This window comes from Formosa bonchosmolovskayae (assembly GCF_051016085.1).
Lineage (GTDB): Bacteria > Bacteroidota > Bacteroidia > Flavobacteriales > Flavobacteriaceae > Formosa.
This window is the reverse complement of record NZ_CP174605.1, coordinates 3,963,261-3,982,478: the sequence shown is the minus strand read 5'-3', so window position 1 is coordinate 3,982,478 and position 19,218 is coordinate 3,963,261. Positions and strand designations below refer to the sequence as shown.

Genomic DNA, 19,218 nt, shown 5'->3' with positions numbered 1-19,218 from the left:
TCGATTACATTATGTTTGGTTTAATTGCAAAAGAAAATTAAAAGAAATGATTAAAATGAAACTGTTTTTGTCGGGGCTTGAAAAAGTTAAGGTAATGATTGGATATATATGTTTAATTGCCACGTATTTAAGTGTCTTTTTTCAAGGTGTAAATACGTGTCATGCGCAGAAAGAGATTGATCCATGGGATTTTTCTGTACAATTAACAGCCGATGTTTTACCTCCAACTTTTAAATCTGAAATTTATAATATATTAGATTTTGGAGCAAATCCAAATGATGGTGTTCTAGATACTAATGCCATAAATGAAGCGATATCAAAATGCAGTAAAAATGGAGGAGGGACAGTTTTAGTGCCTAAAGGAGTGTTTTATTCAGGCCCAATACATCTAGATAATAATGTAAATCTTCATTTAGAGTCAGAGAGTGAGATCCTATTTAGTGCGAAATTAGATGATTTTCCTATTGTTCATACCTCATTTGAAGGAAACGAGTATATGAATTTTTCACCTCTTGTTTATGCACGAAATAAGAAGAATATTGCGATAACAGGTAAAGGGGTGTTAAATGGAAATGCAAACAAAAAAAATTGGTGGCCTTGGTGTGGTAGTAAAAGATATGGGTGGGAAGAAGAAATGCCTTCTCAGCACAATGGTAGTCGAGATAGATTAGTTGAAATGGCTGAGAGTAATGTGCCTGTAAAGGATCGTGTTTTTGGAAAAGGTTACTATTTAAGACCAAATTTCATAGAGCCTTTTGAATGTGAAAATGTTTTAATAGAAGGTGTGAAAATTATAAATGCTCCATTTTGGGTTATCCATCCGTATAAATCTACTAATATTATTATAGATGGGGTTACGGTAGATAGTCATGGACCAAACAATGATGGATGTGATCCGGAATATTCAAAAAATATTATCATTAAAAATTGCGTGTTTAATACAGGTGATGATTGTATTGCGATTAAATCGGGAAGAAATGATGAAGGTAGACGTATTGGAATTGTTAGTGAAAATATTCTAATCCAAAATTGTAAAATGATAGATGGCCATGGAGGTGTAGTTATGGGAAGCGAAATTTCAGCAGGAGTCCGAAATGTATTTGTGGAAAATTGTGAAATGGATAGTCCAAATTTAGATCGAGCAATACGCATAAAAACCAATTCTAGACGGGGTGGATTTGTTGAGAATGTATATGTTAGAAACGTTACAGTTGGACAAGTAAAAGAAGCTGTTCTTAAAATTAATTTATTCTATGGCATATACAAAAACCAGTCTGGGACAAATTTTCCTAAAGTAAAAAACATAAACCTTGAAAATATTATCGTAGAAAATGGTGGTAAGTATGGTATTCTTGCTAAAGGCCATGAAGATTATCCGATAGAGGATGTAACGTTTAAAAATGTAACTATTAAAAAAGTGGAACGGTTTAAAAGTGTCGAACATGTAAATAATTTAAAATTAATAAATACTCACATAAATAAATAACAAAAACAATCACAAACAAATTAAACCAAATGAAATGAGAAACGAGCAAGTAGAAACTAAAAACAAACAACTAATAATTCGAAACTAACACACTATTAAATTATGAATTTTAATATTTTACAGCTAAAATGTCATAAAGACTTAAGTAAATGTATTTTTATTTTAGGTTTTCTGATCTGCAATTTATCTTTTGCACAACAAAAGGACATTATTCAAGGTGTTATAAATGATGCCGGTTCAAATATGCCTCTACCAGGGGTTAATATTATTGAGAAGAATACGTCGAATGGAACAACCACAGATTTCGATGGAAATTATTCATTATCAGTAGCTGCAGATGCAACCCTAGTCATTAGTTATATAGGGTACAAAACTCAGGAAGTTAGCGTTTCAGGTCAAAGTATACTTAATTTAGGGCTAGTAGCTGATTTAGAGGAGCTTAATGAAATTGTTCTAGTTGGGTATGGTACTCAAAAGAAGAAAGATTTAACAGGTTCAGTAGGTACAATGGATGCTTCTGCTATAACCGAGCGGAATGTAACCGATCCAATGGAGGCGATACAGGGAAATGTTGCTGGAGTCGTGGTGTCTAATTCGTCTGGTCGAGTAGGAGATGGGTTTGATATTTCTATTCGAGGTACGAATTCGTTTTCAGGTAATACCAGTCCACTGTATGTCGTAGATGGTGTTATTACAGAGGGAATAGACTTTTTAAATCCTAATGATATTCAGAGTATTGATATTTTGAAGGATGCATCCTCTACAGCAATTTATGGATCAAGAGGTTCTAATGGGGTTGTATTAGTAACCACTAAAAATGGAGCAGGTGCTAGAGGAAAAGTAACTGTTTCTTACGATACGTTTTACGGTATAAAAAATGTTGCACGTCTGCCAGATATGATGGATACTGCCGAGTGGATAGATTATCATAAACATGCCTATTTAGCAACAACCGATGGGGGTGATCCAATGAATATTTCTCCAGAACGTTTGGATGAAGTTGTTTTTGGTACGCAGAACACCTTATTAAAAGAGCGTTATTTAAATAACGAAACTTTTGATTGGTATGATGCCGTTTTAAAAACAGGTACACAGTCAAATAACTATTTATCGATTGCAGGAAGAGCAGATAATGGTCTAGGATATAATATAGGAATAGGTGTACAAACTGAAACAGGAAATATTCCAAACGAGTCTTTAGATAAATACACGTTTAAGTCTAGTATAAATCATAAAATAAACGATAAGTTTTCTGCAGGTGCTAATGTTACTGTTGCCTTAAGTGATATTGAAAGAGGTAGTCAATATGCTATGCAAGAAGCATTTCGTTTAGCTCCGGCTATGACGCCTTATGATCTTGAAGGTAATTTATTTCCTCAACCAGGTAAATTGGTAGATAAAAACGGGGATTATTTAATAAATAAAACAAGTACTTACAATCCTTTAATGGAAATCTCTGGCTCGACAGATGCGACCAAGAGGTGGAATATGTTAGGTAGTGTTTATGGTGAATATAGACCTCTAGAGTGGTTGTCATTTAAAACAACGTTTTCTGCTGGATACGATAGCTGGCGACGAGGTAAAGCTTGGTCTGCTGAAACTAATACTGGAATTTCTAATAATGACCTTCCATCAGCTCAACTTGAAAATCGTTCAAACTTTAACTATACGTGGGATAATCAAATGAATATAAATCACACGTTTAATGAAAATCATACCTTTAATTTCTTAGCATTACAAAGTATATACTCTACAGAAACCGAAGGATCTACTTCAAGTTCTAGGAATATGCCTTTTGATACCGATTTTTATAATATAGGTTCTGGACAGCAATCTACCTTTGGATTAGGTTCATATTATTACAGACAACAATTAGCGTCTTTTGCATTACGTATTAATTACTCTTTCATGGATCGCTATTTAATTACTCTGTCTAACAGATGGGATGGGTCTTCTAAATTCGCTGAAGGTAACAAATGGGATTCTTTTCCTTCTGCTGCATTTGCATGGCGCTTAAGTGAAGAATCATTTATGGAAAATGTAGACTTTGTTTCAGATTTTAAATTTAGAGTAAGCTATGGATTTACTGGAAATGATGGTATTGACCCATATTCCACATTAAATATTTTAGACCAACAACAATATTATGAATTAGGAGGTAATACAGCCAATGGATGGTTACCATCAAGTTTATCTAATAGCAATATTGTTTGGGAAAAAACGAGAGAATTCAACTTTGGTATTGATTATGGATTTTTTAACCAACGTGTTTTTGGATCTATAGATCTTTATGATAGACTGTCTGATGATTTATTAGTAAAACAAGATTTACCATTAGAATCTGGTTGGGAAGAAACTTCAGCTAATATTGGTTCCGTTTCCAATAAGGGGGTCGAAGTTGGTTTAACTACAGTAAATGTAAATACAGATAAAATAAGATGGACAACGACATTTACATTCGCAAAAAACACAAATAAACTAGAAGAATTATATGGTGATGGATCTGATGATATAGGAAATAATAGATTTATTGGAAAAGATTTAACTTCTATCTATAATTTTAAATTCAATGGTATCTGGCAAGCAAATGAGAGAGATTTAGCAGCTACTTACGGACAATCGGAAGGGCAAGCAAAAGTTGTAGATGTAAATAATGATGGGAAAATAACTGCTGAAGATGATCGTGTCATTTTAGGACATACAGCTCCAGATTGGACAGGAGGTTTTAATACAACTTTAAACGTTGGACAGTTCGATTTGTCTGCATCGGTTGTAACAAGTCAAGGATCTTTTGTATATAGTGAATTTCATGCAAATTTTACTGATACTAGAGATAGGGGACGTCAAAAATTAGCAGGTTTAGATTACTATGTTCCTGAAAATACAGCTGGTCTAGAATCTAATTTCACTAATGCTTACCCACAAGGGCGTAATCAAGGAACATATTGGAGAGATAATGGAGTGGGTAACTATAGAGATGCTTCATATGTTAAAGTTAAAAACATTTCATTTGGTTATAAATTTGATGATACGCTATTAGAAAAATTAAAATTATCATACCTAAGAGTTTATGCCAACGTACTAGATCCATTTGTGTTTACAGATTATGATGGATATGATCCGGAATGGGCAGGAGCAAGTTTAGCAGTTGGTCGCGTAGGTTCTGTGACTTACCAATTAGGACTTAGTATTAAATTTTAAAAATTAGGAAACATGAAAAAAATATTTATAAGTTTAGCCGTAATGGGTTTATTATTTAACTCATGCGATAGCTACCTAGAAGAAGATGTGCGTTCTAATGTAGTAGCAGAGGATTTCTATACAACTCCAGAAGGTTTTGATGCACTTGTGAACGCTAACTATAGTTTGTTAAGTGATATTTATGGCGGAGACCCTTGGTTGTTTTGTGCAGGTACAGATATGTATTCTGACGGTAGAGACCAGGCTCCAGAAGCAATTAATACATATCGAGGATTGGGTCCAGGAACGAATGAGGTTGAAGATCTTTATGTGAATAGCTATAACGCGATTCAAAAGGCAAATATGGGGTTATATTATGCCGATATTACAGAGCAAACAGAATCAATTGATAACAGGATAGGTGAATTAAAATATTTAAGAGCAAATTCTTACTTCTTATTGGTCCAAACTTATGGAGGCGTGGGCTTAGTAACAGATTATATTTCTACTCCTGTTCTAAGTTTTGATAGAAGTTCAGCTGAGGAGGTTTATTCTTTTATTGTTTCTGAATTAAATGAATCTTTAAATTTAGTTAATGATGGCGGATATGATGGTCGTGTAAACAAACGAGCAGTTCAACATCTTTTGTCTAAAGTGCTTTTAACTAGAGGGTACGAAACATTTGGGGCTTCAGACGATTTTGCTCAGGCAGCTAGTTTAGCAGATGCAGCAATAGGAGGACAATCTTTAACCATTCCATTTGAAGAATTATGGACACCAGGAAATGAAATGAATGCTGAAACGATATTTTCAGTTCAATATAGTGGTTCGATTACTAGTGCAGACCCTACAGAATTAGGACATTTACAATCTTATTTCTTTGGATCTTATTTAGGTGGTGCAGAAGTTGCTGGAGACGCTCCATATAGAAGTTATAACCTTATAGCTACCGATTATACCATTGATTTGTTTACAGAAAATGATAGTAGATGGGATGCTACATTTATGGTAGAAATATTTGATAGATACTATGATTATTACGATGAATCTAACCATAGTGATTTAGAAGTTGTAGATTATTATGCACCTAAATGGAAGTCATCAGTACAAGATAGTATTGCGTATGTTACTAAGCAACCAACTGCTACATATCATAGTTATGGAAATTATGGTGCAGGAGTTGTAAGTAGTGATAGAGAATTAATTACTGCTAAAAAGTTTGATGATCCGACGGAGCCATTCTCTAATGGTCGATCTAGTACTAGAGATATTATTTTATCTCGTGTAGGAGAAACGTATTTAATCGCTTCAGAGGCCTATTTTAAATCTGGAAATACAGGAAGTGCTTTGGAACGTTTAAATGAAGTTAGAAATAGAGCAGGTGTAGCTCCTGTAGACGCTATTGATATTGATATGATTCTTGATGAAAGAGGACGTGAATTATTTGGTGAATATCATCGTTGGTTCGATTTAAAACGTACAGGGACATTAGTTGAAAGAGCATCTATGTACAATAACATAATCGATCAAAGTAATTTCGATGGGAATAATGGTGAGCAAAAAATATTACGTCCAATTCCTCAAATTGCAATTGATTTGAATCAAAATAACGATTTCCCTCAGAATCCAGCATATAACTAATATTAAGCGTTTTTAGTTTGTTTAATTTGTTTGGTTAGGAGCTTGATTTATTATTAAGCTCCTTTATCATTTAATTTTTTTTAAAGCAGAAATAAATGTCTATAAATAATTATTTACTTCTCACATTTTTAGTTTGTAGTCCTTTGTTATATTCTCAACAAAATAAAGGTATAGATACAAGTTATACTATAAATTCTGCCTTTAGAAAAGTAATAAAAACGTATCCAAATGCTTCAATTGTATTAAATTCTGGAGGAAAGAATGTTCAACACTTACCTGATGTTTTATATAAAAAAATAGAAGAGCGCAATTTATTATTAGATGCTTTTATATCAAAAACGAGTACAATTAGTCCCGTAATAATTTTGGTTCATGGTGGTGGTTGGAAATCTGGTAATAGAACACTTTTAAATCCATTGGCAGAATTTATAGCAGAAAACGGATTTAATAGCTTTACTATTGACTACAGTTTAGCTCCAAAACATAAATTTCCAGAAGCTGTTTTAGATATTTTTGATGCTATTGATTTTATAAAGTCACAAGCTTCAACTTATAATATTAATCCAAATAAGATTGTGTTATTAGGTAGTTCGGCAGGAGGACAGTTAGCTTCGTTAGTGGCAACATCTGCACATTCAAGCATCTTCCAAAAAGATACGATTTCTATACAAGGATTAATTAATATTGATGGCTTATTAGCTTTTAGTCATCCAAAATCAGAAGAGGGTGTTTTAGCTTCAAGTTGGCTAGGAGAGACGGAGAAAGCAGATCCAGAGCTTTGGAAACGTGCATCTGCTTTAACTTATGTCGATGAGTTCAGTCCGCCAACCCTTTTTATACCAAGCGATTTTGATCGTTTTCAAGCAGGAAGAGAAGAGATGGTTTCAATTTTAAATGCACATCATATATATTCTGATGTTGTTCCAATTCATGAAGCACCACACACATTTTGGTTATTTAATCCTTGGTTTATAGAAGTATCAAACTCTATAGTACAATTCTTAACTTATAATATTAAATAATTTTATTGATTATGAAAACAATTTATTTTATTCCATTAGCATGTTTAACGCTTCTGTTTTCTTGTAAACAAGATTCTAAGTCTCCTCAGGAAAAGGACAAGAAAATAGAAGAAGTAACTTCCAAAACAGAAGTGGTATTGCCTACAACCTATGCCGAAATTTCCATTGCTCAAGGAGGAGAATGGACAGATGGCCCTAGAGGACATAAGGAGTATAGTAATAGAACCTCTTTTAAAAATGTATCGGAACTTACTGTACCAAAAGAACATACCGACCATTCTTGGTATTTAAGATATGAAGGGCCAGGCTGGGAAAGTAATAAAGTTGGGTACAGACTATATTTAGACTGGAGAAATGCCATAGATATTTTTGGAAAAGTTTCGGATACTTTAGAATTATCTCATATTGGTCAGGATGGTTTCGATTCTTACCATGAATTAAATGATTGGGGGATGGACATTCTTAAAGCAGGTAAATCTATGGGAATTGGTTCTATTGGGCGCTATGTAAATAATGAAGTTTTACACTTTAATACCGTTGAAGAAACTTCTGTAGCTGTTAATAATACTGTAGAGGCATCAACTGTGCATATCGATTACCAGGGTTGGGAAACTGCAAACAAGATTATAGATTTAAAATCTGTGCTAAGCATTAAACCAGAGTCTCGAATTACAAAGCACACCATTCAAGCTTCGAAAGCTATTGAAGGGATTTGTACAGGAATTGTAGATCATAATGTAGGGCTTATTAAAAGTGAAGACAATACGGGAACTTGGGCATATATTGCAACGTATGGCGAACAAACTTTAGTTCCAGATCAATTAGGAATGGCTCTGTTTTATAAAGTAGATAACGTAGCAGAAGTTAAAACAGGTGAAGATGACCATCTTGTTATTTTTAAACCAAATACAGAACCTATTTCGTTTTATTTCCTAGGAGCATGGGAAAAAGAGAAAAACGGTATTACGAACAAAGCCGATTTTCTTACTTATATTAATTCAAAACTGACAGATTTAAATTCTAATAATTCATTATAATCACATGAAAAAGTCATTTCTATATCTAGTTTCATTAGGTCTTGTTTTTATATGTTGTAAAGAAGCTAAAAAAGACAGCTTAATTCAAGACGTAACAATTGATACAAATGAAGAATTAATTGTTCCTGAAAATTTAAAATGGTCTGAACGGATGGCGCTATCGGAAATGGAACGTAGCCCTGAATCCTATCAAATAGATCATAAAGAAGAACCAAAATGGGACTATGTTCACGGCCTTGTTTTGACCGGTTTCGAGGAGCTTTATAAAGAAACTCATAAACAAGAATATTACGATTATGTTAAAGCGTATGCCGATATTTTAATTGATAGTAGCGGTACGATAGCAACCTACAACATATCAAAATATAATATAGATATGATTGTAGCAGGGAACTTGCTTTTTGATCTTTATAATGACACAAAGAATGAAAAATATCTTATAGCATTACAAACTCTTAGAAAACAATTAGAAGAACAACCTAGAACTTCTGAAGGTGGTTTTTGGCATAAAAAAATATATCCAAGTCAAATGTGGCTCGATGGTTTATATATGGGATCTCCATTTTATGCACAATACACCACGACTTTTGAAGGTGGTAAAAATTTAAATGACGTTGCCAAGCAATTCGAATTAATCCAGAAACATGCCCTAGACCCTAAAACTGGATTATTATACCATGGTTGGGATGAAAGTAAAGCTATGGACTGGGCCAATAAAGAGACAGGAACATCTCCTAACTTTTGGTCGCGTTCTTTAGGATGGTACGCTATGGCACTTGTAGATGTGTTAGATTTTTTTCCAGAAGATCATCCTAAACGCCCAGAGCTTATTGGATATTTAAATGGGCTTGCAGAAGCTTTAACTAAATACCAACACGAGTCTGGTTTATGGTATCAAGTAACCGATATGGGTGATAAAGAAGGCAACTTTTTAGAAGCCTCAGGAACATCCATGTTTGTATACGCGTTTGCAAAAGGTGCAAATAAAGGGTATTTACCACAAGAATATAAGGATGTTGCTTTAAAAGGTTTTGAAGGTATGACAAGAGATTTAATTAAAGTCGCTGAAGATGGGCAGTTAACATTAACACAAGTATGTCAAGTTGCAGGTTTAGGCGGAAATCCTTACCGCTCTGGTTCTTTCGAATATTATGTAAATGAAAAGAAAAAAGATAACGACCCTAAAGGCGTAGGTCCTTTTATTTTAGGAGCTTTAGAATTAGGGAAATAAGCTAAGTAAGGTGTAAAAACACACTATTATAATAAAGGTTTGTAAAGGATTGATTAAAAAAAAGCATATGGGATACTTCAGAAAATTTATATTAAAAATAATAGTGTGTTTTCTTGTCGGTAGTGTACAAGGACAAGTATTAGATCATTCTTGGAGCGCTATCGTTCTGGATATGGACGATAGTTGGTATGCTACTAAGGAGGCTCAAAATATTGCGGATAATGTATTGCTTTATCAGAAAGATATTGGAGGGTGGCATAAAAATACTGCAATGCATAAATCGCTTTCAGAAGAAGAAAAACTACAATTAACAGCTTCAAAATCCGATTCTAATCGGTGTACCATAGATAATGGTGCAACGTTTCTGGAAATGATTTATCTGTCTAAAGTTTATAAGAAAACAAAAAAGGACGTATATAAAGACGCTTTTTTAAATGGCTTAGATTATATTTTGGAAGCACAATATTCAAATGGTGGATGGCCACAGTATTATCCGTTAAGACAAGGGTATTATTCTCATATCACTTACAATGACGGTGCTATGGTTCATATGATGAACATTTTAAATGACATTAATACTGGATCCAAAAACTTGGGAATTCAAGTTGATTCTGCAACATTGTCTAAAACTAAATTAGCATTTAATAAAGGTCTATCCTGTATTATAAAAACCCAATACAAACAACACGGTACTTTAACAGGTTGGTGTGCTCAACACGACGAAGTTACCTTTCAGCCAGCAAAAGCAAGGGCCTATGAATTACCATCTTTAGGAGGTGTAGATACAGCACAAATTGTGTCGCTTTTAATGACCATTGAAAACCCGTCAGATGATGTTAAACGTTCTATTGAAGCGGCAGTAATTTGGTTAGAAAAAACTAAAATAACAGGTTTAAAGGAAGAACGCTACATTACAACGGAAGGACTAAAGGAAAAACGTTATGTTAAGGATCCTAATGCTAAACCACTATGGGCACGCTTCATGGACTTAGAAGATAATACGCCTTTTTTCTGTGACCGAGATGGAATTAAGAAAGCTTCAATAATGGATATTAAACAAGAGCGTCGAGCAGGGTATGCTTGGTATAATACAAATCCGAATCAAGTGCTAAAACAATATCCGACTTGGAAAAAAAATCTAAAACCACATCCAAAAGATAGTTATAATGTCACGGTAGCTCAAGATGGTAGCGCGGATTATAATAATATTCAAGATGCTATAAATAATAGTAAAGCATTCCCGTACGATCGAATTACAATTTTTATTAAAAAAGGAATTTATAGAGAGAAGGTACATGTGTACGAGTGGAATCCTAAAATTACATTAATTGGAGAAGATAAGGCAGAGACTATTATCACCTATAACGATTATTTTGATAGTGTAAATCTTGGTAGAAACAGCACCTTTCATACCAGTACGGTTTTAGTGGAAGGCAATTATACACAAATAAAAAATTTGACGATAGAAAACTCAGCGGGAGCAGTTGGGCAGGCGATTGCATTAAGTGTTGGAGCTAATGCATGTGTTATAGAAAACTGTAATATTTTAGGAAATCAAGACACGGTTTACCTTACCGGTGAACAAAATAAGCAATGGTTTAAAAATTGTCTAATAACAGGTACTACAGATTTTATTTTTGGGAATGCAATTACTCTTTTTTCCGATTGTGAAATTAGAAGTAAGAGCGATTCTTTTATCACGGCAGCCTCTACCGCTAGACTATCTAAATACGGTTTTGTATTTAAAAATTGTACTCTAACCGCAAATCAGGGTGTTACCAACGTTTATTTAGGTCGCCCTTGGCGTATTTATGCTAAAACAGTTTTTATGAATTGTGATTTAGGAAAACACATTCGGGAAGAAGGATGGCATAATTGGAATAAACCAGAAGCTGAAACCTTAGGTTTTTATGCGGAATACAAAAATTATGGAGAGGGATCACCCTTAAAAAATCGAGTAAAATGGTCTCATCAATTAACAAAACAAGAAGCCGAAACTTATTCTATACAGAATATTCTTGGCATTAATTCAGAAACAGAATGGCTAAAATGAATTTTTCAAACCATATTAAAATTGCATGTGTAATTGTTTTATGTATTACTCTTAGTGCGTATAGTGATTTTCAAGAAAAACCAATAACTGTGTTTATGATAGGTGATTCTACCATGGCCAACAAGAAAAATCCAGAGACGAATCCAGAGTATGGCTGGGGACAAGTTTTTGCGACTTATTTTAACACAAATGCTACGATAAAAAATAAAGCAGTTAATGGTAGAAGTTCACGTAGTTTTATTAATGAAGGGCGCTGGGATAGTATTTATGACAAAATAAAACCTGGAGATTATGTGTTCATTCAATTCGGACATAACGATCAGAAAATAAAGGACTCTTCTCGGTATACTAATCCTTATACTCAATACCGCTACAATTTGGAACGTTTTGTAAATGAAACACGGGAAAAGAAAGGGGTGCCTATATTGCTTTCGTCTATTGTAAGACGTGATTTTAATGAATATGGTTCTTTAATCGATTCGCATGGAGCATACCCCTTAGTGACACGAATGGTTGCAGAAGATTTAAATGTTCAATTTATAGATTTACAGTGGTATTCTGAAACGTTAGAAATGACTTATGGACCAGAAAAATCAGCAGAACTTCATCTCCATTTTAAACCAGGTGAGACTGAATATTACCCTGAAGGTAAAGCAGATGATACGCATTTGTCTTTTAAAGGCGCTTCAGAAATAAGTGCATTGGTTGTTTCAGAAATAAAGCAAAAAGTACCTGAATTGGCAACCTATTTTAAATGAAATTTGCGATGATAAAAAAGAATTTATATAAGTGTTATTACTCCTTTGTTTTGCTGTTTGGTGTAAGTATAATGTCTTCACTTTATAGTCAAAGTTCAAAAATAGTATCTTTTTGGGATACAGAAATTCCGAATGCAATATCTAATGTCACGTATAAGGAGTTACCAATTTATAAGGATGGTGTATTAAGTAGTACCTCAAAAGTATCCTTGCCAACTCTAACGATTTATTCTCCAAAACAGAATAAGGCAAATGGTGTAGCTGTTGTTGTGTGCCCAGGTGGAGGCTATAATCATCTAGCCATGGATAAGGAAGGCGCTAAAGTAGGAAAGTGGCTAAGTGCATTAGGAATTACCGTTTTTGTGTTAAAATACCGTTTACCTAACGATGCCATTATGGAAGATAAAACCATTGGCCCATTGCAAGATGCTCAGGAAGCGATGCGTTACGTAAGAAGGCATTCTGAAGAATATAAATTAGATTTAAATAAGATAGGTGTGTTAGGATTCTCGGCTGGGGGACATTTGGCGTCTACATTATCCACACGATATAATGAAACGGTGTATGTTTCTGATAAAATTAGCGCAAAACCCGATTTTTCCATTTTAATTTATCCAGTTATTTCTATGCAAAAGGAAATAGCTCACAATGGTTCTAAAACTAATTTATTAGGAGCATCACCTTCAGCCGAGTCTATTTTGAAATTTTCAAATGAATTGAATGTGGATAAAAATACTCCGATTACATTTTTAGTCTATGCCACAGATGATTCGTCTGTCCCTGTTGAAAATAGTATTAATTATTATTTAGCATTAAAAAACAATAATGTACCCGTAGAAATGCATGTATTCGAAAAGGGAGGTCATGGCTTAGGTTTAGTCAAGGATGGCGCGTATTTACCTTGGAAAATAGATTGCGAAAATTGGTTAAAATCCAATGGATTTATTTTACAATGAATAAGCATATTTAAAGACATGACTTGGAAAAGGGGTTGTGAAAAAAGAATACTAAATGATAAATATTGAGCGATTTAACCTGAATTTAAAAAATTAATTATGAATTATTTTTTGAAAATAATGATTAGATGTTTCCTAATCCAGTTGTGTTTTTTACAGCAGGTATTGGGCGCATCTTATAAAGTAAATATTTCAGAGACTGTTTTTTCGAATGTGTTTTCTTCAAAATACAACGCAGAAAACCAATTTTTAAGTGCAAATGAAACTTACGATTTTATTGTAGATAAAAACAATTCAGGGGATTTTACAACGGTACAAGACGCAATAAATGCTGTTCCCGACTTTCGGAAAAAGGAAACTAAAATTTTTATAAAGTCAGGAATTTATAAAGAAAAATTAGTGCTTCCTGCATCTAAAACCAATGTGACTTTTATTGGAGAAAATAAAGAAACTACCGTCTTAACTTATGATGATTATGCCCAAAAACATAATGTTTTTGGAGAAGAAGTAGGAACTACAGGCTCGACTTCCTTTTTTGTGTTTGCAAATGATTTTAAAGCAAAAAATATAACCTTTGAAAATAGTGCCGGCCAAGTAGGGCAGGCTGTGGCGATTCGGATTGACGGAGATCGTGTTTCTTTTTACAATTGTAAGTTTTTAGGGAATCAGGACACACTGTATCTACACGGGAAGGATAGTAGACAATATTATAAAAATTGTTATATAGAAGGTACTGTCGATTTTATTTTTGGTTGGTCTACAGGGTTTTTCGAAAACTGTGAAATTTATTGTAAAAGTCCAAGCGGCTATATAACCGCTGCATCTACCAGTGAAGAAACAGAATTTGGCTTAGTCTTTAATGAGTGTGTTATTACAGGGAATGCAGAAGAACATACTTTCTTTTTGGGAAGACCTTGGAGAGATTATGCGAAAACAATCTTTATTAATTGCACCTTAGGGAAACAGATCAAACCGGAAGGTTGGAATAATTGGAATAAACTTAATGCAGAGCAAACTACATTTTATGCAGAATACTATTCCAAAGGTCCAGGAGCCTCAAATAAAAGAGTGCCATGGTCTAAGCAATTATCGAAAAAAGAGAGTGAAAAATATAGTTTAAATAACGTTTTAAAAGGAGCCGATAATTGGGTTCCAAAGAAATAAAAACAGACTAAGAACCTATTTAAAATAGCAAGAAATGAAATTAAATTTAAGAACCAGTATTCAAACTTTAATGGTGTTTTGTTTACTAATTACAAGTTGTAAAGAGAACAATGAAGCAGCAAAAGTGGATACTCAAACGCGTGTTGATAAAATGATTCCTGAACATTTAAAATGGTCGGAGCGTATGATGCTTTCAGAGATTGTTCGTTTTCCCGATCCAAAATTATTAGACTTTCGAGACAAGCCTAAATGGAGTTATACAAACGGATTGGTACTAGATGCGGCTGCACGGGTTTATGAGCAGACTAAAAATCAGAAAATTTATGATTATATCTATGGTTATGCTAACGATATGATAGATCGTACTGGAACCATAGAAACCTATAAATTATCTAATCAGAATTTAGATATGATTAAATCGGGAGATGTTTTACTGTATTTGTATCCGAAAACAAAAGAGGAGCGTTTTAAAATTGCAATGGAAACATTGAATTCACAGTTAGATTCTCAACCTAAAACTTCAGAAGGGGGATATTGGCATAAAAAAATATATCCGAACCAAATGTGGTTAGATGGGTTATATATGGCAGAACCTTTTCATGTAAGATTTGCAAAAAAATACGTAAAAGATCAAGCGGAAGTAAATAAAATATACAATGAAGTCATCCTGCAATTCGAATTAATCCAAAAGCATAGCAAGGATGAAAAAACAGGATTATTATACCATGGTTGGGATGAAAGTAAGGAGCAAAGATGGGCAAATAAGGAAACAGGAAATTCTCAACACTTCTGGTCTAGAGGTATGGGGTGGTATGGAATGGCATTGGTAGATGTATTAGAGGTTCTTCCCGAAAATCACCCTGGGAGAGAAAAATTGACATCCTTTTTAAATGAATATGCCGAAGCTATAACTAAAGTTCAAGACGATTCTGGCTTATGGTACCAAGTTTTAGACCAAGGGAATAGAGAAGGTAATTATTTAGAAGCGACTGGAACTGCTATGTTTATATATACTTTGGCTAAAGGGGTTAGAAAAGGATATTTAGCTCAATCTTACTTAAAGATTGCAGAAAAAGGATATTCAGGTATAATAGAAAATCTTGTTTCTGTAGATGAAGATGGTATTGTAAGTCTTAATAAATGTTGTGGTGTAGCAGGTTTAGGAGGTGACCCATACAGAGATGGATCTTACGACTATTATATAAATGAAATTATACGCTCTAATGATCCCAAAGGAACTGGCCCATTTATTATGGCGAGTTTAGAGCTAAATAAATAAAAATTAGAATTAAAATAAAATGAAAAAATATATTTTAATCTTAACTGTATGTTGTGTTTTTAATTTGTTTTCTCAAAATTCCAAGCCATACGTTTCAGAGGTTTGGGTTGGGGATTTAGGAAATGGGATGTATAAAAACCCAATTATTCATGCAGATTATTCAGATCCGGATGTTGTTCGGGTTGGAGAGGATTATTTTATGACTTCCTCTAGTTTTAACTGTGCACCAGGTCTACCTATTTTACATTCAAAAGATATGGTAAATTGGACTTTGGTTAACTATGCGATACAAAAACAAGTGCCGTTTGATCATTATAATATCCCGCAGCACGGAAATGGTGTCTGGGCGCCAAGTATTCGCTATCATAATAACGAACTTTATATTTATTGGGGTGATCCCGATTTTGGGGTATATATGGTAAAAACTAAAGATCCCTTTGGTGCATGGGATGCACCTGTTCTTGTAATGGAGGCTAAAGGGGCAATTGATGCCTCTCCTCTTTGGGATGACAATGGACGAGTTTATTTAGTACATGGTTGGGCTGGAAGTCGAGCAGGTGTTAAAAGTTTACTTACAGTGAGAGAACTGAATGCAGAGGGAACTGAGGTGATTAATAAAGGTCACCATGTATACGACGGACATGAAATTGATGCTACTGTAGAAGGTTCCAAGTTTTATAAAAAAAATGGATATTACTACATATTTGCACCAGCAGGAGGTGTTGCTACAGGTTGGCAATTAGTATTGCGATCTAAAAATGTATATGGCCCTTATGAAAGAAAAGTAGTTCTTGAACAAGGACAAACAGACATTAATGGACCACATCAAGGTGCGTGGGTAGATACGCCTAATGGAGAATCTTGGTTTTATCATTTTCAGGATGTAGAGGCTTATGGTAGAATTGTACATTTACAGCCTATGTCTTGGGAAAATGATTGGCCAGTTATGGGAAAAGATTTAGATGGTAATGGCGTTGGCGAACCCGTAAAAACTCACAAAAAACCGAATGTAGGTAAAACCTATCCGATAAGCACGCCTCAAGAAACTGATGATTTTACAGGTAATACCATTGGTTTACAGTGGGAATTTCAAGCCAATCCCAATATATTATGGCATGCTAAAATGCGAGACTCTGATAATTTAAGATTATTTTCAATAAAAACTCCAGAAGATGCTACAAATTTATGGATGGTGCCTAATTTATTGTTGCAAAAATTTCCGGCTAAGAACTTTATAGCTACAACAAAGATAAAGTTAGTTCCAGAAGAAGCTACCGAAGGCAAGACTGCGGGATTAATTGTTATGGGAATGGATTATGCTACTTTACAAATTACCAATAAAGATAATGGGTTTTATCTCCAACAAACGGAAGCTAAAGAAGCAAATAAAGGAGGTGTGGAACATATTAATGAAATAGTGAAATTAGATGGAGATGCGGCTTTTTTTAGAGTTGAAGTTATTGGAAAAGGTATCGATGCTATTTGTCAATTTTGGTATTCAGAAAAAGGAAATAAATTTATAAAGATAGGGAAGCCTTTTACTGCTTTACCAGGGAAATGGATAGGAGCTAAAGTCGGGCTGTTTAGTGTTAGTTCACAAGAAGCAAAACGTGGTGGCTATGCAGATGTAGATTGGTTTAAAATTAGTAAATAAAATGAAAAAATTAATAGTATTGATTATCTGTTTTTCAAGTCTTGCCTTTCAACAGAAGCAAGAAAAAGTAACTACTGTTTACTTAATAGGAGATTCTACTATGGCAGATTATAGCAATAATTATGATCCAGGTAAAAATTATATGAAAGCAAGATATCCTTTAACGGGTTGGGGACAAGTTTTTCAGCAATTTTTTACTAGAGATAGCATTGAAACATTAAACGGAATAATAAAAAACGATAGTGTTTTTGTGGATGATCGAGCTAGAGGAGGACGAAGTACACGAACTTTTTTTCAAGAAGGACGCTGGCGTGCTGTATATAGTAATTTAAAGAAAGATGATATTGTTATCATGCAATTTGGTCATAATGATGCCGCTGAAAATAAACCTGAACGTTACGTAGATATAGAAGGATATAAAGAGTTTCTAAGATTATTTGTGTCTCAATCCATTGAAAAGGGAGCACATCCTATTATTTTAACTCCTGTAGCGAGAAACTACCCTTGGGAAAATGGTTTTTTAAAAGATGTACACGGGGAATACGATAAAGCTCCTAAAGAAGTAGCCGTAGAAATGCAAGTTCCACTCATTGATTTAAATAAAGTATCTAGAGAATTTTTTACTAAAAAAGGTGAAGATTTTGTGACTCAGAATTATTTTATGAATTTGCCTCCAGGACAATATAACAATTATCCAGAAGGCCAGTCGGATAACACGCATTTTCAAACAGCTGGGGCTATAATTATTGCAGGATTAGTGTTTGAGGAAATGAAGAAACTAAAAGATTTCAAAACGACAGAAAAATAAATTTAATATAAATATATAATTAAAGAGACAATACTAATACCCATGAATTTTGAGATAACCGAAATAAACAATCAAATAGATGTTCAGAATATAATTATTTCTAAAATAAAGGATTATATCACTCTAAAGAATTTAGAATTAGGGGATAAACTACCTTCACAACGGGTGTTAGCAGAAATGTTTAATGTAAGTAGAAAGTGTGTTGGAGATGCTATTCAAAAATTAGAATTTTATGGCGTTCTAAAATCAGTACCCCAATCTGGAACTTTTGTAGAAAATATTGGAAAAACAGCAATTAATGGTATCCTTGAAGATATTGTAACATTAGTAAAAGACGATTTTTTATCCCTTGTAGAAACACGTTTAATGCTTGAAGCTAAAACAGTTAGTTTGGCAGCTAAGAGAAGAACAGTGGCTGACTTATATAAAATAGAAGAAGCTCTTAAAGACTATAAAACTAAAGTTTTAAACGGAGAAAATGCAGTAGAAGAAGATTTGATGTTTCATTTGGCTATTGCAAAAGCAAGTGGTAATACAACCATAAATGCTTTAATGTTACAGATAACACCTAAAATTATTTTATTTTTTGAAGAAACTCGTGTTTGTAATGAAAATGTGACTTTTAAAGAAATTCAAAATCACGAAGCTATTTTTAATGCTATAAAAAGTCAAAACATTAACGAAGCCATACAAGCAATGGAGGTCCATTTTGAAATGCTAGTAGAATTATGTAATAATTTTGAAAGGTAAAATTCTTATTTTTATTTTTTTAATAAAATTTAACTTAATTACTTCTATATTTTATGTGACGTATCATAATAATAGACAAATTATTTTCTTAAAGAATTGTGATATATAAAGATAATACTTTTGGATTCTATTTTAAGTGCTTGCTAATTCCTAGGGAAATGAGAAACAAGTAAACTCTATTATAACTTTTATTTTTAAC

14 protein-coding genes are annotated in these 19,218 nt (G+C 33.6%); all 14 read left to right on the top strand.

Annotated elements, in window-relative coordinates; genetic code table 11:
- The first annotated feature begins 55 nt into the window (after positions 1–55).
- Positions 56–1,486, top strand: a complete 1,431-nt coding sequence (locus tag ACKC83_RS17090; RefSeq protein WP_434036472.1) for a glycoside hydrolase family 28 protein — start codon at positions 56–58, stop codon at positions 1,484–1,486.
- Between the two features lie 102 nt (positions 1,487–1,588).
- Positions 1,589–4,687, top strand: coding sequence for a SusC/RagA family TonB-linked outer membrane protein (locus tag ACKC83_RS17085; RefSeq protein ID WP_434036471.1), 3,099 nt, complete (start codon positions 1,589–1,591; stop codon positions 4,685–4,687).
- A 12-nt stretch (positions 4,688–4,699) separates the two neighbouring features.
- Positions 4,700–6,307: a RagB/SusD family nutrient uptake outer membrane protein gene (locus tag ACKC83_RS17080; RefSeq protein ID WP_434036470.1), complete on the top strand. Its 1,608-nt coding sequence runs from the start codon at positions 4,700–4,702 to the stop codon at positions 6,305–6,307.
- Between the two features lie 95 nt (positions 6,308–6,402).
- A complete protein-coding gene (locus ACKC83_RS17075; RefSeq protein ID WP_434036469.1) occupies positions 6,403–7,329 on the top strand; it encodes an alpha/beta hydrolase in 927 nt (308 codons plus the stop codon).
- Between the two features lie 11 nt (positions 7,330–7,340).
- Complete coding sequence (locus ACKC83_RS17070; RefSeq protein ID WP_434036468.1) at positions 7,341–8,366, top strand: DUF4861 family protein; 1,026 nt, start codon at positions 7,341–7,343, stop codon at positions 8,364–8,366.
- Between the two features lie 4 nt (positions 8,367–8,370).
- A complete protein-coding gene (locus tag ACKC83_RS17065; protein ID WP_434036467.1) occupies positions 8,371–9,597 on the top strand; it encodes a glycoside hydrolase family 88/105 protein in 1,227 nt (408 codons plus the stop codon).
- A gap of 67 nt (positions 9,598–9,664) precedes the next feature.
- Positions 9,665–11,650 carry a pectate lyase gene (gene pelA / locus ACKC83_RS17060; protein ID WP_434036466.1) on the top strand — a complete coding sequence of 662 codons (1,986 nt, stop codon included), beginning with the start codon at positions 9,665–9,667 and terminating at the stop codon, positions 11,648–11,650.
- Positions 11,647–12,408 (top strand): rhamnogalacturonan acetylesterase, encoded by a 762-nt coding sequence (locus tag ACKC83_RS17055; protein WP_434036465.1) that lies wholly within the window; start codon positions 11,647–11,649, stop codon positions 12,406–12,408. The genes pelA and ACKC83_RS17055 overlap by 4 nt, the downstream gene beginning before the upstream one ends.
- An 8-nt stretch (positions 12,409–12,416) precedes the next feature.
- Positions 12,417–13,364 carry an alpha/beta hydrolase gene (locus ACKC83_RS17050; RefSeq protein ID WP_434036464.1) on the top strand — a complete coding sequence of 316 codons (948 nt, stop codon included), beginning with the start codon at positions 12,417–12,419 and terminating at the stop codon, positions 13,362–13,364.
- A 99-nt stretch (positions 13,365–13,463) separates the two neighbouring features.
- Positions 13,464–14,528 (top strand): pectinesterase family protein, encoded by a 1,065-nt coding sequence (locus ACKC83_RS17045; RefSeq protein WP_434036463.1) that lies wholly within the window; start codon positions 13,464–13,466, stop codon positions 14,526–14,528.
- 34 nt (positions 14,529–14,562) lie between these two features.
- The gene (locus ACKC83_RS17040; RefSeq protein ID WP_434036462.1) at positions 14,563–15,807 is read left to right on the top strand and encodes a glycoside hydrolase family 88/105 protein; all 1,245 of its coding nucleotides are present in this window, start codon (positions 14,563–14,565) and stop codon (positions 15,805–15,807) included.
- Between the two features lie 19 nt (positions 15,808–15,826).
- Positions 15,827–17,461: a glycoside hydrolase family 43 protein gene (locus tag ACKC83_RS17035; protein ID WP_434036461.1), complete on the top strand. Its 1,635-nt coding sequence runs from the start codon at positions 15,827–15,829 to the stop codon at positions 17,459–17,461.
- 1 nt (position 17,462) lies between these two features.
- Complete coding sequence (locus ACKC83_RS17030) at positions 17,463–18,269, top strand: rhamnogalacturonan acetylesterase (RefSeq protein ID WP_434036460.1); 807 nt, start codon at positions 17,463–17,465, stop codon at positions 18,267–18,269.
- 42 nt (positions 18,270–18,311) lie between these two features.
- Positions 18,312–19,019, top strand: coding sequence for a FadR/GntR family transcriptional regulator (locus tag ACKC83_RS17025; protein ID WP_434036459.1), 708 nt, complete (start codon positions 18,312–18,314; stop codon positions 19,017–19,019).
- Positions 19,020–19,218 lie beyond the last annotated feature (199 nt).

What these genes read in the sequence shown, in the direction of transcription:
- ACKC83_RS17090 (WP_434036472.1), top strand. Translation starts at nt 56, where the DNA reads ATGAAACTGTTTTTGTCGGGGCTTGAAAAAGTTAAGGTAATGATTGGA.
- ACKC83_RS17085 (WP_434036471.1), top strand. Translation starts at nt 1,589, where the DNA reads ATGAATTTTAATATTTTACAGCTAAAATGTCATAAAGACTTAAGTAAA.
- ACKC83_RS17080 (WP_434036470.1), top strand. Translation starts at nt 4,700, where the DNA reads ATGAAAAAAATATTTATAAGTTTAGCCGTAATGGGTTTATTATTTAAC.
- ACKC83_RS17075 (WP_434036469.1), top strand. Translation starts at nt 6,403, where the DNA reads ATGTCTATAAATAATTATTTACTTCTCACATTTTTAGTTTGTAGTCCT.
- ACKC83_RS17070 (WP_434036468.1), top strand. Translation starts at nt 7,341, where the DNA reads ATGAAAACAATTTATTTTATTCCATTAGCATGTTTAACGCTTCTGTTT.
- ACKC83_RS17065 (WP_434036467.1), top strand. Translation starts at nt 8,371, where the DNA reads ATGAAAAAGTCATTTCTATATCTAGTTTCATTAGGTCTTGTTTTTATA.
- pelA (WP_434036466.1), top strand. Translation starts at nt 9,665, where the DNA reads ATGGGATACTTCAGAAAATTTATATTAAAAATAATAGTGTGTTTTCTT.
- ACKC83_RS17055 (WP_434036465.1), top strand. Translation starts at nt 11,647, where the DNA reads ATGAATTTTTCAAACCATATTAAAATTGCATGTGTAATTGTTTTATGT.
- ACKC83_RS17050 (WP_434036464.1), top strand. Translation starts at nt 12,417, where the DNA reads ATGATAAAAAAGAATTTATATAAGTGTTATTACTCCTTTGTTTTGCTG.
- ACKC83_RS17045 (WP_434036463.1), top strand. Translation starts at nt 13,464, where the DNA reads ATGAATTATTTTTTGAAAATAATGATTAGATGTTTCCTAATCCAGTTG.
- ACKC83_RS17040 (WP_434036462.1), top strand. Translation starts at nt 14,563, where the DNA reads ATGAAATTAAATTTAAGAACCAGTATTCAAACTTTAATGGTGTTTTGT.
- ACKC83_RS17035 (WP_434036461.1), top strand. Translation starts at nt 15,827, where the DNA reads ATGAAAAAATATATTTTAATCTTAACTGTATGTTGTGTTTTTAATTTG.
- ACKC83_RS17030 (WP_434036460.1), top strand. Translation starts at nt 17,463, where the DNA reads ATGAAAAAATTAATAGTATTGATTATCTGTTTTTCAAGTCTTGCCTTT.
- ACKC83_RS17025 (WP_434036459.1), top strand. Translation starts at nt 18,312, where the DNA reads ATGAATTTTGAGATAACCGAAATAAACAATCAAATAGATGTTCAGAAT.